12 protein-coding genes, 1 tRNA gene and 1 pseudogene are annotated in these 13,868 nt (G+C 75.4%); 8 read left to right on the plus strand and 6 right to left on the minus strand.

What is annotated here, in order from left to right; all coding sequences use genetic code 11:
• Window positions 1-5: 5 nt before the first annotated feature.
• From ACFYM6_RS27615 to ACFYM6_RS27630, 4 genes and pseudogenes are all read right to left on the minus strand, one after another.
• Complete coding sequence (locus ACFYM6_RS27615) at window positions 6-1,184, minus strand: sensor histidine kinase (protein WP_387280133.1); 1,179 nt, start codon at window positions 1,182-1,184, stop codon at window positions 6-8.
• 246 nt (window positions 1,185-1,430) lie between these two features.
• Window positions 1,431-2,231, minus strand: a complete 801-nt coding sequence (locus ACFYM6_RS27620; protein WP_387280135.1) for a class I SAM-dependent methyltransferase — start codon at window positions 2,229-2,231, stop codon at window positions 1,431-1,433.
• A 521-nt stretch (window positions 2,232-2,752) separates the two neighbouring features.
• Window positions 2,753-3,109: pseudogene (locus tag ACFYM6_RS27625) on the minus strand (hypothetical protein); the annotation flags it as partial.
• 52 nt (window positions 3,110-3,161) lie between these two features.
• Window positions 3,162-3,237, minus strand: a tRNA-Arg gene (locus tag ACFYM6_RS27630).
• Between the two features lie 164 nt (window positions 3,238-3,401).
• Here ACFYM6_RS27630 and ACFYM6_RS27635 point away from each other — a divergent pair.
• Window positions 3,402-4,142, plus strand: a complete 741-nt coding sequence (locus ACFYM6_RS27635; RefSeq protein WP_387280137.1) for a hypothetical protein — start codon at window positions 3,402-3,404, stop codon at window positions 4,140-4,142.
• A gap of 8 nt (window positions 4,143-4,150) precedes the next feature.
• On the opposite strand, the gene ACFYM6_RS27640 is transcribed toward ACFYM6_RS27635, so the two are convergent.
• Window positions 4,151-5,179 carry an alpha/beta hydrolase gene (locus ACFYM6_RS27640; protein WP_387280139.1) on the minus strand — a complete coding sequence of 343 codons (1,029 nt, stop codon included), beginning with the start codon at window positions 5,177-5,179 and terminating at the stop codon, window positions 4,151-4,153.
• 280 nt (window positions 5,180-5,459) lie between these two features.
• Between ACFYM6_RS27640 and ssb the strand changes: the two genes are divergently transcribed.
• The 3 genes from ssb (at window position 5,460) to ACFYM6_RS27655 (ending at window position 8,869) form a co-directional block, all read left to right on the plus strand.
• On the plus strand, window positions 5,460-6,206 hold the full coding sequence (gene ssb, locus ACFYM6_RS27645) for a single-stranded DNA-binding protein (protein WP_387280141.1): 747 nt from the start codon (window positions 5,460-5,462) through the stop codon (window positions 6,204-6,206).
• Window positions 6,207-6,296: 90 nt separating this feature from the next.
• Window positions 6,297-7,313 carry a cobalamin biosynthesis protein gene (locus tag ACFYM6_RS27650; protein ID WP_387280143.1) on the plus strand — a complete coding sequence of 339 codons (1,017 nt, stop codon included), beginning with the start codon at window positions 6,297-6,299 and terminating at the stop codon, window positions 7,311-7,313.
• Window positions 7,310-8,869, plus strand: a complete 1,560-nt coding sequence (locus ACFYM6_RS27655; protein WP_387280145.1) for a cobyric acid synthase — start codon at window positions 7,310-7,312, stop codon at window positions 8,867-8,869. Before ACFYM6_RS27650 ends, ACFYM6_RS27655 begins: the two co-directional genes overlap by 4 nt.
• On the opposite strand, the gene ACFYM6_RS27660 is transcribed toward ACFYM6_RS27655, so the two are convergent.
• Window positions 8,863-9,264, minus strand: a complete 402-nt coding sequence (locus ACFYM6_RS27660) for a rhodanese-like domain-containing protein (protein WP_073836632.1) — start codon at window positions 9,262-9,264, stop codon at window positions 8,863-8,865. The two genes, ACFYM6_RS27655 and ACFYM6_RS27660, sit on opposite strands and share 7 nt — an antisense overlap.
• A 324-nt stretch (window positions 9,265-9,588) precedes the next feature.
• Between ACFYM6_RS27660 and ACFYM6_RS27665 the strand changes: the two genes are divergently transcribed.
• From ACFYM6_RS27665 to ACFYM6_RS27680, 4 genes are all read left to right on the plus strand, one after another.
• A complete protein-coding gene (locus tag ACFYM6_RS27665) occupies window positions 9,589-10,329 on the plus strand; it encodes a uridine kinase (protein WP_387280146.1) in 741 nt (246 codons plus the stop codon).
• A gap of 45 nt (window positions 10,330-10,374) precedes the next feature.
• Window positions 10,375-11,727, plus strand: coding sequence for a dipeptidase (locus tag ACFYM6_RS27670; protein WP_387280220.1), 1,353 nt, complete (start codon window positions 10,375-10,377; stop codon window positions 11,725-11,727).
• 93 nt (window positions 11,728-11,820) lie between these two features.
• Window positions 11,821-12,027, plus strand: coding sequence for a hypothetical protein (locus ACFYM6_RS27675; RefSeq protein WP_357440937.1), 207 nt, complete (start codon window positions 11,821-11,823; stop codon window positions 12,025-12,027).
• Between the two features lie 187 nt (window positions 12,028-12,214).
• Window positions 12,215-13,807: an ATP-dependent DNA ligase gene (locus tag ACFYM6_RS27680; RefSeq protein ID WP_387280148.1), complete on the plus strand. Its 1,593-nt coding sequence runs from the start codon at window positions 12,215-12,217 to the stop codon at window positions 13,805-13,807.
• Window positions 13,808-13,868 lie beyond the last annotated feature (61 nt).

The following is a 13,868-nucleotide window of genomic DNA, read 5'->3' on the forward strand; positions in this document are numbered from 1 at the left end:
CGAGGTCAGTGCTCACCGGTCCACTCCAGCCGGATCCGGGTGCCCGCACCAGGGCCGGAGGTCACCTCGGCGCGCCCGCCGACGGTCGCCATGCGACCGTGGACCGACTCGCGCAGCCCGTACCGGTGGGCCGGGACCGTGGCCGGGTCGAAGCCCGGACCGTCGTCGGTCACCTCGACCACGACGCTGTCGGCGTCCCGGGCCAGCCGCAGCGCGGCGGACGCGCCCGGCGCGTGCCGGACCACGTTGGCCAGCGCGGCGGCGGCGCTGTCGGCGAGGGCCTCGGCGACCTCCGGCGGCACCGCGCACGGGGTCAGCGCCGCGGACAGCGGCAGCTCGGGTAGCCGGGCGACGACCGCCCGCAGCCGGTCGTCCAGCGCCATCACGCCGGCCGGCGGCGCCGACCGCGCGTCCGCCAGGGCGGCGAGGGTACGCAGGTCCGCCGCGCACCGCTCGCGCAGCGCGGCCGACGGGCCGGAAACCGCGCCGAGCCCCAGCATGGTCAGCGTGGCGAGGGCGGTGTCGTGCAGGTCCCGGTTCTGTCGCCGCTCGGCCTCGCGCGTGGAGCGCGCCATCACCGCCTCCCGGGCCAGCCGCTGGTAGTCGGCGAAGGCGGCGTCGGCGCGCCCGATCCGGCGCCGCACCACCGCGATCAGCACCGCCGTGAGGCCGGTCTGCACCAGCAACGTGGTCGCGTGTGCCTGCGCCTCCACCGGGTTGCCCGCCGCGGTCGCGCCGGCCGCGTAGCCGGCGGTGACCAGCAGGCTGGCCGGAACCGACCAGCGGGCCGGGGCAGTGGCCTGCGCGTTGATCACGGTGGCGCTGGCCAGCACCGCGACCCAGCTCACCTCGCCGGGCAGCACCTCCGGCGCCACCAGCCACGGGATCGCCAACCCGGCCGCCGCCGAGAGCGCGACATCGCCGGCCACCAGCCCGGCGGTGATCCGGTGCCGCAGCGCGCGGACGGCGTACCAGACGGACCAGCCGGTCAGCACGGCGACCGCCGGCACCAGCAGCGCCACCCGGACCGGCGGGGTGCGGACCGCCAGGGCCACCACCGAGCAGACCAGGCCACAGGTCAGCCGGAGCAGCGCCGGCAGCGTGGTGAAGACGACGGTGAACGCGCCGCCGGCCGGCCGGTCCAGCGGGCTCGGCGGCGAGGTCGTGGCGGCAACGACCGGCATGGGGAGGGTGTCCTTCCGGCAGCGACCCGGTCGGGTCCGGGCGGCCTAGATCGACGCCGGAGAATAACATGCCAAACGGCAACTGGTCACCCTCCGTACGTGGCGGGTCGCCGTCACCGTCGTCGGCCGGTGCCGTCCGCCATCGGCGATGCGGCGGTGTGCCGGGTGGTCTGTTCCCGCCAACTCGGCGATGTGGCGCCGCGTCGGGAGGCGGATCCCGCCACTTCGGCGACCTGGTCGGCCGGGTCAGACCGACGCGACCGCCAGCAGGTGCGCGCTGGCGCCGAGCACCGCCGGATCCCGCTCGAACGTCTCCGCGCAGGCCATCGCGTCGGCGAAGAGCCGGTCCTCCGGGCCGGTGTCCATTGCGTTCAGCAGCGGCCAGAGTGGACCCTCCACCCCGTACAGCTGGGGCGCCGGCAGCCCGGCCGCGGTGAACTCGTCCACCACCTGTTCCGGCCGGTGGAAGTAGGCGGTGGTGAAGCCCGTCTCCGGGTCGTTCACCCCGGTGGCGTACGCCCCGAGCAGGCGCGCCCAGGTGAGGTCGTCCACCCGCCCCTGCGCGGTCAGGTCGATCACGGCCGCGTTGCGGCTGATCACCGCCGCGACGACCGGCCCACCGGGCCGGGTGAGCCGCGCCGCCTCGCGCAGCGCGGCCACCCGGTCCGCGCGCTCGGTCAGGTGATAGAGCGGGCCGAGCAGCAGCGTCGCGTCGGCCGCGCCGTCGGGCAACGGCAGGTCGCGGGCGTCGCCCACGGTCGCCGTGAGCTCCGGGTACGCCGCCCGCGCGGCGGCCACGTGCGCCGGCACCAGGTCGACCAGATGCACCCGGTGACCGGCCGCCGCGAGCCAGCCCGCGTACGTGCCGGGGCCGCCGCCGACGTCGAGCACGGCGGCCGGTGGCGGTGGGAGCAGCCGGGTCAGCAGCTCCCGGGTCCGCCTCGCCTCCAGGCGTCCCTGCGGCGTACGGTCCAACCGCTCCGCCTCGGCGAAGACCTCGGTGTAGTAGCGCTGGATGTCCGGCTCGGCCGGTCGATGCTGCGGCATCCGTCGATGGTGGACGAGCTTCCGGGGGCGGCTCATCCCTTTTTCGGTCGGGACCGTGCCAATTGCCCGGCCCTCCTACCCTCCGGGCATGACGTACCGTCATGCTGCCCCCGCCCGGTGCCCGTCGCCGTCCGTCCGGTCGTGGTGCCCGTCGGTGACGGTGTGACATTCGGCCGGCAGTCGGCGCTGAGGGCACGGAACGATCGCATGAGATTCATCTGATCCATGACGTCGGGTCGGCCACACCCCCCCATCGCCCGCCCGGCGTCGACACCGCGGCCCGCTCGGCCGACCCGCCCCCCTGGGTCGACCGCCGGGTCGCGATCCGCGCCGGAGCCGGCGCGGCGAGGCGGCGGCCCGTCCCGTGGCCGCCGCCTCACCCACTCTCGATCTGCGGCCAAGGTGACGAGGGGATACATGGTCTGGTTGCCCCGGCATGACGACCCGTACCGATGAGGCCTAGCTCCGGAGCCCACTCGACATCTCAACCTCTCCCGCGCCGTCGGCTGACCTCTTGCGGGCTAGGTGTGGACCGCAGGTGCCGGCGGCCAAAAACGCCGCCAGATCGAACTGGCTTTCAGCACGCCGTGGGCGACGCCGACGTAGACCGCAGTGGGGCCGAGCACGGCGACTACGCCGCCCAGGCATGCCAACAATGTGCCGACGATCGGTACGTCGGTTGCCACTGCCACGATGGCAACGTAGATCGTGGCCAGCACAGTGGCGACGGCGACCGCGATCAGCAACTTCAGGGGAAGCCGTCCGCTCTTCGTGGCAACCTCGCCAACCAGGCCGGCTGGCACGAACAGCAGCGGCACCAGGGCGGCGCCCACCCCGCCGGCAAGCAGCACCAGCAGTGGCCCCGCCAGCGGACCACCCGCTGGTGACCGAGCGGGTCGGCAACGACAAGCCGTTGACCTGGGGTGACGGTGGTGCGCCCGGCAGGATTCGAACCTGCGGCCTTGGGATTAGAAGTCCCCTGCTCTATCCGCTGAGCTACGGGCGCGCGTCGACGTGTCGCGCCAAGAGGGTACCGCCGTCGCCGGATTTGCCGGAGGAACGGGTGGTCGCGGGCCACGTCGGTGATCAGGGTCGCACGAGGAGTCCGGCACCGGCACCCGGGTTAGCCCCGCCCGCCGAGCGTCCGGCCCGGTTTGTACCCTCTGCGTCGTGTTGCTCGACCAGGAAACCGAGAACGAGGTCGTCCACGAGCTGTGCCAGCTCCTGGGGCGCGCCATCCTGCCCGTCAGCCGGTTCGACCGACCGGGGGCGGCCGCCGACGGCTACGGTACCGCCTTCTTCTACACCGAGTTGGTCGGCTCGACCGACGACGGGGACGTGGTGCACGAGTGGTTGCTGACCGCGGACGCGTGCGCCGGGGCGCCGTACGGGGAGATCGGTCTGCGGCCGAGCGTCACCGAGCCGGCGGGCGTGGCGTCGGACGCCATCCTGCTGCCCGACTTCGCCGGTCAGTGGCTGCACCTTCCGGAGGTGGGGCTGGCCGCCATGCCCACCGGCGGGCTGCACGGGCACGCCGAGGACCGGGGCTGGCACTGGCGTACCCAGCAGGTCACCGAAGCGGTGGCTGCCGGGGCCGACGCGGTCGCCCGGGTGGGCGCGGAGCCCGGCTCGGCGTTCGTGCTGGCGCTCGGCGTCGCCGAGGACGGGTCGCGGCTGCTGGAGGCGGTGGTCGAGCGGGTCGCCCGGGTCGGCGACGACCTGTGCGTCACCGCCGAGCTGCCCACGGGGTACGTCGGCGCGCCGGTGTTCGCCGTCGAGGCGGCCCCGGGCGGCGAGCTGGCGCTGCGCTGCCTCGGCCTGGTGCTGCCCGGCGCGGACGGCGGCCATCCGGTCGCGACCTTCGACCGCATCCGGTCGGCGCTCGCGGCGGCCACCGCCGGCTACCGCTGACCGTCGGCTCAGCCGTCGGCCGTCGCGCCGGCCCGGTCCTCGACCGGTAGCCGAGCCGCCGGCGGGCCGTCCGGCGCCGGCTCGGTCGGCCCGGCGCCGAGGAACGCCTCGGCCCACCGCCCGGCCTCGGCGAAGACCCTTTCGCGTACGGCGGGGCCGGACAGCGTCAGGTCGTGCAGCCCGCCGTCGAAGCGGGCCAGCGTGACGTGCCGGCCGAGCCGGGGCGCCCAGCGGACCATGTGCTCCACGTCGAGCACCGCGTCGGCGAGGGTGGCCGACTCGTGCCACTTCGTGCCCCGGTAGCTGCGCGTCGAACAGGCCAGCAGCACGGGCACGGGGATGTCCAGGCCGGCCCGGAGCTGCCGCTGGCCGGCGCGGATGGCGTTGATCCAGCCGGCCCGCACCGGGAACCCGGCGAGTGGCTTCCAGGCCAGGTCGTACCGCCATTCGCCGCGGTGGTCGGCATGCAGGCTCTCGCCGTACACGGTGCCGAGCCCGAACGGGAGGATGCGGTGCGGCGCCCGCCGGCCCAGCCGGGAGACGGCGGCCGCGAGGGGTCGACGGACCAGCCAGGGTGCGTTGATGTCGAAGAACGGGCTGTTGAGAAAGAGCCCGTCGACCAGGCCGGCGTCCCGGCGGGCGTCGGCCCAGAGCGAGATGATCAGGCCGCCGGTGGAATGGCCCATGGCGAGCAGGGTGTCGTGCCCCTCGTCCGTCCGGATGATCTCGGCGGCGGCGTCCAGCTCGGGGAAGTAGTCGCTGAGGTCGTGGCAGAAGTTCGGGGTCTGGTGCGGCAGCAGGCTGCGGCCGTACTTGCGCAGGTCGAGCGCGTAGAAGTCCCAGCCCCGCGCGGCGTAGAAGTCGGCCACGTGGGTCTGGAAGAAGTAGTCGACGAAGCCGTGGACGTAGAGCACGGCCCGGCCGGTGGGGCGCTCGGCCCGCCGGCGGACCAGGGTCGCGACGACCGGCCCCTCGTCGTCGGTGCCCAGGTCGATCGTCCGCCGCTCGTACGGCGGCCCCAGCACGTCCGGTTCCACGACCCGACGGTACGCCGCCAAGCTACCCGGCGGTAGCCCCCGCCCTGCTGGCCTGCCCCGTCCGCCCGCACCGGTCCGGAACCGCCGCACCCGCCGGCCCGTTCGATCAGGTGGCGGCGCAGGTCGGCGCCACCGGGTCGACGGCAGCTAGCAGACGGGGCCTTGATCAGGTCGTTGTCCACAGGCCGGTCCGTCGTCCACAGCCGGGGCGGCGCGGCTGGTGGCCGGGACGCCGCCGGTCGAGGCTCGGTCCGACAAGCCGAGTCTCCGTGGAGGGACGATGTTCGACACCTACGTCACGATCGTCGGCAACGTGCTGACCGCGCCCGAGTGGCGCCGTACCACCCAGAGCAACACCTTGGTGGCCAACTTCAAGGTCGCTTCCACCGCCCGCCGCCTCGACCGGGACTCCGGCCGCTGGGTCGACGGGAACAGCCTGCGAGTGCGGGTGAACTGCTGGCGGAAGCTGGCCGAGGGGGTGGCCGCCTCGGTGGCGGTCGGTGACCCGGTGGTCGTCGCCGGTCGCCTCTACACCCGCGACTGGACCGACGACGCGGGCAATCACCGCACGCTCTACGAGCTGGAGGCGGTCGCGGTCGGGCACGACCTGTCCCGGGGGCGGGCCCGGTTCCTGCGCAACCGGCCGAGCATGACGACCAGCACCGTCGAGGATGCCGAGGCGGAGCGCCGGGTGCAGGGCGAGGCGACCGAGCCGGTGCCGGTGGCACAGACGCCGGCCTCGCTCGACGACCGGCCGTTCGACGACGACTTCGAACTGCCGGAGTTCGACGCCCCGCGCGCGGGGCACGGCGTGCCTGGCGACCCGGACGGACCGGCGGATGACCTCGACGAGCTGGCCGACCCGTTCGACGGCCGCACCGCCGGCACCGCCGACGAGGCGGCGGACGACGAACTGGCCCCCGAGCCCGGCGACGGCACGGGCGAGCCCGCCCCGGAGCGCGACGTCGAGGGGGTCACACCAGCCGGCCGGGGCCGGCGCGGCCGGCGGACGCCGGTGCCCGCCTGATCGTCGGGTCGTGCACGGGGGAGCGGGGTGGTGACGCCGGCGTGGCCACCCCGCCGTACGACTAGGCTGGCCGGCCGGAGGTGGTGCGGGGTGCGGCAGGCGACCGCCATGGCGAACGCGGCGGGGCTGGTGGCGGGCTATGCCCTGGACTCGCTGCTCGGCGATCCGCGCCGGTGGCATCCGGTGGCCGGCTTCGGTCGGGCGGCCGGCGCGCTGGAGCAGCGGATCTACCGGCCCGAGCGGCCCGCGGGCGCGGCGTTCACCGCGCTCGCCGTCGGTACGCCGGTGCTCCTCGGCGCTGCCGCCGCCCTCGCCACCCGGCGTCGGCCGGTGGCCCGCGCGGTGCTGGTGGCCGCCGGCACCTGGACGGTGCTGGGTGGTCGCACCCTGCGCCGCGAGTCGACGCTGATGGCGCGGGCGCTGCGCGACGGCGACCTGCCGGGTGCCCGTCGCCGGCTCAACCACCTCTGCGGCCGGGACCCGTCGGCGCTGGACGAGCCGGAACTGGCCCGGGCCACCGTCGAGTCGGTCGCCGAGAACACCTCCGACGCGGTCGTCGCGCCGCTGGTCTGGGGCGCGGTCGCCGGGCTGCCCGGCCTGCTCGGCTACCGCGCGGCCAACACGCTCGATGCGATGGTCGGTCACCGCTCACCCCGCCACGCCCGCTTCGGCACCCCGGCCGCCCGCCTGGACGACCTGCTCAACCTGGTCCCGGCCCGGCTGACCGGGCTGCTCACCATCGCGGTCGCGCCGATCGCGCACGGGGACCGCGGGTCCGCCTGGCGGGTGTGGCGCCGGGACCGCAACGACCACCCGAGCCCGAACGCCGGGCAGTGCGAGGCCGCCATGGCCGGGGCGCTCGGCGTGCGGCTGGGCGGCCGGAACGTCTACTTCGGGCGCTCGGAGACCCGGCCGTTCCTCGGTGACGGGCCCCGGCCGGAGGCGCGGCACCTGAAGCGGGCCGCCCGGATCTCCGGCGCGGTCGGCCTGGCCGCGCTCGGCCTCGCCGCGGGGTACCCGCTGACCGTGGGCCGGCTGGTCGGCGCCGCCGGCCGCGCCGCACTGCGCGGGCTGGGCGGACCGGTGCGACGGGGGATTGGGCGGTGAGCGGCGGGCTGCTGGTCGCCGGCACCACGTCCGACGCCGGCAAGAGCGTGCTCACCGCCGGTATCTGTCGGTGGCTGCGCCGCCAGGGCGTGCGAGTGGCGCCGTTCAAGGCGCAGAACATGTCCAACAACTCGGCGGTGGTGGTCGGCCCGGACGGGCGGGGCGGCGAGATCGGCCGGGCCCAGGCGATGCAGGCCGCCGCCTGCGGGCTCGCTCCGGATCTCCGCTTCAACCCGGTGCTGCTCAAGCCGGGCAGCGACCACGCCAGCCAGGTGGTGCTGCTCGGCGAGGCCGTCGACACCGTCACCGCCGGCAACTACCGCCAGCTGCGTCCCCGGCTCGCCGAGACGGCGTACCGGGCGCTGGACGAGCTGCGGGCCGCGTACGACGTGGTGATCTGCGAGGGGGCCGGCAGCCCTGCGGAGATCAACCTGCGGGCCGGCGACTATGTGAACATGGGGCTGGCCCGGCAGGCCGGGCTGCCCACCATCGTGGTCGGTGACATCGACCGGGGCGGCGTGTTCGCCTCGATGTTCGGCACGGTCGCGCTGCTCGACCCGGCCGACCAGGCCCTCGTCGCCGGCTTCGTGATCAACAAGTTCCGGGGCGACCTGGGGTTGCTCCAGCCGGGGCCAGACATGCTGCGCCGGGTGACCGGCCGGCCCACGTACGGGGTGCTGCCCTGGGAGCTGGACCTCTGGCTGGACGCCGAGGACTCACTGGCGTACGGCCGGGTGCTCGGCCGGCCGGCGGCGCCTCGGGGCACCGACTGGCTCGACGTCGCGGTGGTCCGGCTGCCCCGGATCAGCAACGCCACCGACGTCGAGGCGCTCGCCACCGAGCCCGGCGTCCGGGTGCGGCTGACGATCGAGCCGGCCGAGCTGGCCGCCGCCGACCTGGTGGTGCTCCCCGGTTCGAAGTCGACCGTGGCCGACCTGGCCTGGCTGCGGGAGACCGGCCTGGCCGACGCCGTCCGCGCGCACGCCGCCGCCGGCCGGCCGCTGCTCGGCATCTGCGGTGGGTTCCAGATGCTCGCCCGGGTGATCCACGACCCGGTGGAGAGCCGCCAGGGCAGCGTCCCCGGGCTCGGGCTGCTGCCCGTCGAGATCACCTTCGACCCGCACAAGACGGTCCGCCGCGCCGCCGGCACGGCCGCCGGGGACGTGCCGGTCCACGGTTACGAGATCCACCACGGGCAGGTCTCCGCCGCCGACCCGGGGCTCGCGCCGCTGCTGAGGTACGCGGACGGCACCGGCGAGGGCGCCCGGCTCGGCCCGGTGCACGGCACCCACTGGCACGGCGCCTTCGAGTCCGACGCCTTCCGCCGCCGGTTCCTCACCGAGGTGGCCGGGATGGCCGGGCGGACGGGCTTCAAGGTCGCCCCGGACACCGCGTTCGGCGCCGCCCGCGAACGGACCCTGGATCTCCTCGGTGACCTGGTCGAGGAGCACCTGGACACCGAAGCCCTCTGGCGGCTGGTCGAGTCCGGGCCACCGCCGGGCCTGCCGTTCATCCCGCCCGGCGCCCCGCCCATGACCGAACCCGGGTCTCAGTAGCGCACGTCGGCGGGGCGCTCGGACATCGGCAGTCCGGCCTCCTGCCATCCCTGCACCCCACCGATCATGTCGGTCGCATGTCGCAGGCCGAGCGTCTGGAGACTCGCCGCGGCCAGACTGGAGCTGTAGCCGTGGCGGCAGACCACCACGACCACCCGGTCGTACCCGGTCGCCTCCGGGATGCGCCAGGCGCTGGCCGGGTCCAGCCGCCACTCCAGCGCGGTCCGTTCGATCACGATCGCCCCCGGCAGCTCGCCCTGCTCGCGCCGCTGCGCCTCGGTACGCGTGTCGACCAGCAGCGCACCCTTGCGGACCGCCTCGACGGTCTCGTGCGGGGTCAGCCGGTGGAGCCCGGCCCGGGCCTGTTCCAGCAGGGCGTCGACGCCCGGACACATCACATCATGGAGCACCACCCGATGATGCCGGTGACGACGCCGACCCGACCGGCGAACGGCTCGCTGCACCACAGGATCCAGCGGACGGGGGACTTCCCGTGCCACGGAAGCGGTAGCCCGGCCGCCACGCGGTGGTCCGCAGCCCGGGCGGAGCTCACGGGCGGCCGTCGGCGCGGCCAGGCAGCACGGCCCGCGATGGCGGCTCCTCGCGGCACCGGTACGCCATCGAAACGGTGCCCTCGGGCAGGCGCATCCACCCGCCGGCCGAAGACGTGGCGGCGGGCGGCGGGATGAACGCCGGCGGGCGGCGCTAGCGTCGGTCGGGTGACGGCGGTGGTGGCGGTGGTCGAGGCGTACGCCGGGTTGGCGCGGCGGGTGCTCGCGGCGCCGGCGCGGCTGGGGCGTACCCGACTGGTGGCGGTGGACGGGCCGAGCGGCGCGGGGAAGAGCCTGTTCGCGACCCGCCTCGCGGACGCCCTCGCCGCGCTGTCCGGCGGTGAGCGGCCGCCGGTGGTCCGCACCGACGACCTGCTGGACGGCTGGGACGACCAGCTCACCTTCTGGCCCCGGCTGGAGCGGTGGGTGCTCGCGCCGGTACGCGCGGGCCGGCCGGGGGCCTACCGCCGGTACAGCTGGCTGCGGCGGTGCTTCCTGGACGGGGCGGTGCCGGTGCCCGCCGGGCCGGTGCTGATCGTCGAGGGGGTGAGCGCCGCCCGCGCGGCGATCCGGCCGGAGCTGACCCTGTCGGTGTTCGTCACCGCGCCCGCGGAGCTGCGGCTGTCCCGCGCGCTCGCCCGCGACGGCGCGGAGATCCTGCCCGAGCTGCGCCGCTGGCACGTCGGGGAGCGGGCGCACTTCGCCGCCGACGGCACCGAAGCCGTGGTGGACATTGTGGTCGACGCCGCGCCCACCCTGCCGCACGACGCCGACCGGTACTACGTCCGCCGCCCCCGACCAGACCGGGTCCCGCGCACCCGTCAGGTGGTTGGTGCACCGGTACCGGCGCCACCGGGTCCCGGCGAGGGTGCTCTGCGGGCAGGTCACGGGGACGGGCTCGGGCGGTGACCCCGGTAAGGCCGGCATACGATGCCGGTCATGACCACACCGATCATGTCCGAGTCCGAGGTACGGGCCGCCGTCGAGCGTGAGCTGCCCGGAGTCCGTGCCGACCTGGAACGCCTCGTCCGCATCCCGGGCATCGCCTTCGACGGCTTCGACCACTCGCACCTGGAGCGCTCCGCCGAGGCGGTGGCGGAGCTGCTGCGCGGCTGCGGCCTCGACACCAAGGTCGTGCGTTCCGGCGGCCAGCCGGCGGTGATCGGGAAGAAGCCAGCCCCGCCCGGCGCGCCCACCGTGCTGATGTACGCCCACCACGACGTGCAGCCGGTCGGCGACCTGTCGCTGTGGGAGTCCGACCCGTTCGAGCCGGTGGAGCGGGACGGCCGCCTCTACGGCCGGGGCGCGGCCGACGACAAGGCCGGCATCATGGCGCACATCGCCGCGCTGCGCGCCTTCGGCGACCGGCTCCCGGTCGGCGTGGTCCTGTTCATCGAGGGCGAGGAGGAGTACGGCTCGGACTCGCTGGAGCAGCTGCTCATCGCGCACCGCGAGGAGTTGGCCGCGGACGTCATCGTCATCGCCGACTCGACCAACTGGGACGTCGGCGTGCCCGCGCTGACCACCTCGCTGCGCGGCATCGTCAACTGCTTCGTCGAGGTGCGCACCCTCGACCACGCCGTGCACAGCGGCATGTTCGGCGGCGCCGTGCCGGACGCCCTCACCACGCTGGCCAAGCTGCTCGCCACGCTGCACGACGCCGCCGGGAACGTGGCCGTCGAGGGCCTCGTCGGCCGGGAGGGCGCCACGGTCGACTACCCCGAGGACCGGTTCCGCGCCGAGGCCGGGCTGGTCTACGGGGCTGAGCTCTTCGGCACCGGCCGGATCACCGACCGGCTCTGGACCAAGCCGGCCCTCGCGGTGCTCGGCATCGACGCCCCGGCCACCGGGGAGGCGCCGAACGCGCTGGTCCCGGCCGCCAAGGCCAAGCTGAGCGTACGGCTGGCGCCGGGCGACGACCCGAAGCAGGCGTACGCGGCGCTGATCGCCCACCTGGAGAAGCACGCGCCGTGGGGCGCGCAGGTGACGGTGACCTTCGAGCACGACGGCGCCCCCTGCGTCATCGACGCCACCGGGCCGATGTTCGAGGCGGCGCGGGCGGCCTTCCGGGGCGCCTGGGACGGCGTCGACCCGGTCGACATTGGCGTCGGCGGTTCGATCCCGTTCATCGCCACCTTCCAGGAGATGTTCCCCGAGGCGGCGATCCTGGTGACCGGCGTCGAGGACCCGCACGCCCGGGCCCACGGGCCGAACGAGAGCCTGCACCTGGGCGAGTTCGCCCGGGTCTGCCTGGCCGAGGCGCTGCTGCTGGCGAAGGTCGCCGAGGCGGGCGCGAACCGGGGCTAGTTTCCGGCCCCGCCCGGTGTCGGAAGCGTAACTTCGCAGCCGATGTCGCAGTTTGCCGTGTGTCGGGCGCGGGGGTGTTATAGCCTCTCGAACATGCGTACGAACGACGAGATGGCGCGGCTCCAGGCCGCCGTGAGTGCTCTGGGGGACGTCGACGTCTCCGCGTGGCCCGAGGACACGCTCAAGGAACAGCTCGGCGAACTCTCCGCCGCGCTGGTCGCGCTCGACACGCTGCTCACCCGGATCGCCGACGAGGTCCGCGCGCGTGGCCTGCGGATCGAGGAGCCGGTCTCGGCCTGACCGGGCCGGCTCCGCCGCGCCCGCCGTTTCCCGGTTCGATCCACTCCGGTTGCGGCACGTTGGTGCGTCCGGTCCGGTCCGGATGCCGCAGTTTGGCGCACCAGGAGTGGAACACGTCCCGGCCGGGTGGCGCGCGGGACCCGTCGCCCGGCCGGGATGCGCCATCCCGTCGGAGGTGGCTGGCAGGATGGGACACGTGCGGTTCCTCGACCTGGCGGCCACCTCCGCCGCGGTGGGCGCCACCAGCGGCCGGCGGGCCAAGGTGGAGCTGCTCGCCGCCGCGCTGCGGTCGCTCGACCCGGCCGAGGTCCCGGCGGGCGCCGGCTATCTCGCCGGTGAGCTGCGCCAACGGCAGACCGGCGTGGGCTGGGCCAGCCTGCGCGACCTGCCGCCGCCGGCCGCCGAGCCGACCCTGACCGTGGCGGGCGTCGACGCGGCGATCGACGAGCTCGCGGCGGTCCGCGGTGCCGGCTCGCAGGCCCGCCGCCGCGAGCTGCTCGGCCGACTCTTCGGCGCGGCCACCGCCGACGAGCAGCGGCTGCTGGTCGGCCTGTTCAGCGGTGAGCTGCGCCAGGGCGCCCAGGCCGGCCTGCTCGCCGACGCGGTGGCGCGGGCCGCCGAGGTGCCGCTGGCGGCCGTCCGGCGGGCCCTGCTGCTCGCCGGCGACCTGCGCGAGGTGGCGGTCGCGGCGCTCTCCGGCGGCGCGGCGGCGCTGGCCGGCTTCGGGCTCCAGGTGGGCCGTCCGCTGGCCCCGATGCTGGCGCAGAGCGCCCCCTCGGTGGACGAGGCGCTCGCCGCCACCGGCACCCCGGCGGTGGTCGACGTGAAGCTCGACGGCATCCGGATCCAGGTGCACCGCTCCGGGCAGGACATCGCGGTCTTCACCCGCAGCCTGGACGACATCACCGCCCGGCTGCCCGAGGTGGTGGCCGCCGTCCGCGCCCTCCCGGCGCGGGAGTTGGTGCTCGACGGCGAGGCGATCGGGCTGGACGCCACCGGCCGCCCCGTGCCCTTCCAGGAGACCTCCAGCCGGGCCGCCCGGCGCACCACGCCCAGCACCACCGGCGGTACGGCGGTGGCCCCGGCCGTGCTCGCCGCCGCCGAGCGCACCGGCGACACGGTGCTTACCCCGTACTTCTTCGACCTGCTGCACCTCGACGGGGTGGACCTGATCGACCTGCCCGGCCGGGAACGCTGGGCCGCGCTGGCCGGTGCGGTCGACCCGTCACTGCTGGTCGGGCGGATGGAGGTGGACGGCCCGGAGCAGGCCGGCGCCGCCTTCGCGGCCGCGGTCGACGCCGGTCAGGAGGGGGTGGTGGTCAAGGACCCGGCCGCCCCCTACGATGCCGGCCGGCGCGGCTCGGCGTGGGTCAAGGTCAAGCCCCGGCACACCCTCGACCTCGTGGTGCTGGCCGTGGAGTGGGGCAGCGGGCGCCGGCAGGGCTGGCTCTCCAACCTGCACCTCGGCGCCCGGGACCCGCACACCGGCGAGTTCGTCATGCTCGGCAAGACGTTCAAGGGGCTCAGCGACGAGTTGCTGCGCTGGCAGACCGAGCGCTTCCTCGACCTGGCCGTGGAGAAGGGCGACTGGGTGGTCCGGGTCCGCCCCGAGCAGGTGGTCGAGATCGCGTTCGACGGGGTGCAGACCAGCAGCCGCTACCCGGGTGGCGTGGCGCTGCGGTTCGCCCGGGTGGTGCGCTACCGGGACGACAAGACCGCCGCCGAGGCCGACACCATCGACGCCGTCCGGGCCATCCACGCCGGGCGGCCCACCGGGTGAGTCGGCGGCGCCGGAGGCGGTACGCGGGACGCCCCCGACGCCGCAGTGTGCTCGCCGGCGG

This window comes from Micromonospora sp. NPDC006431 (genome assembly GCF_042870725.1).
Classification (GTDB): domain Bacteria; phylum Actinomycetota; class Actinomycetes; order Mycobacteriales; family Micromonosporaceae; genus Micromonospora.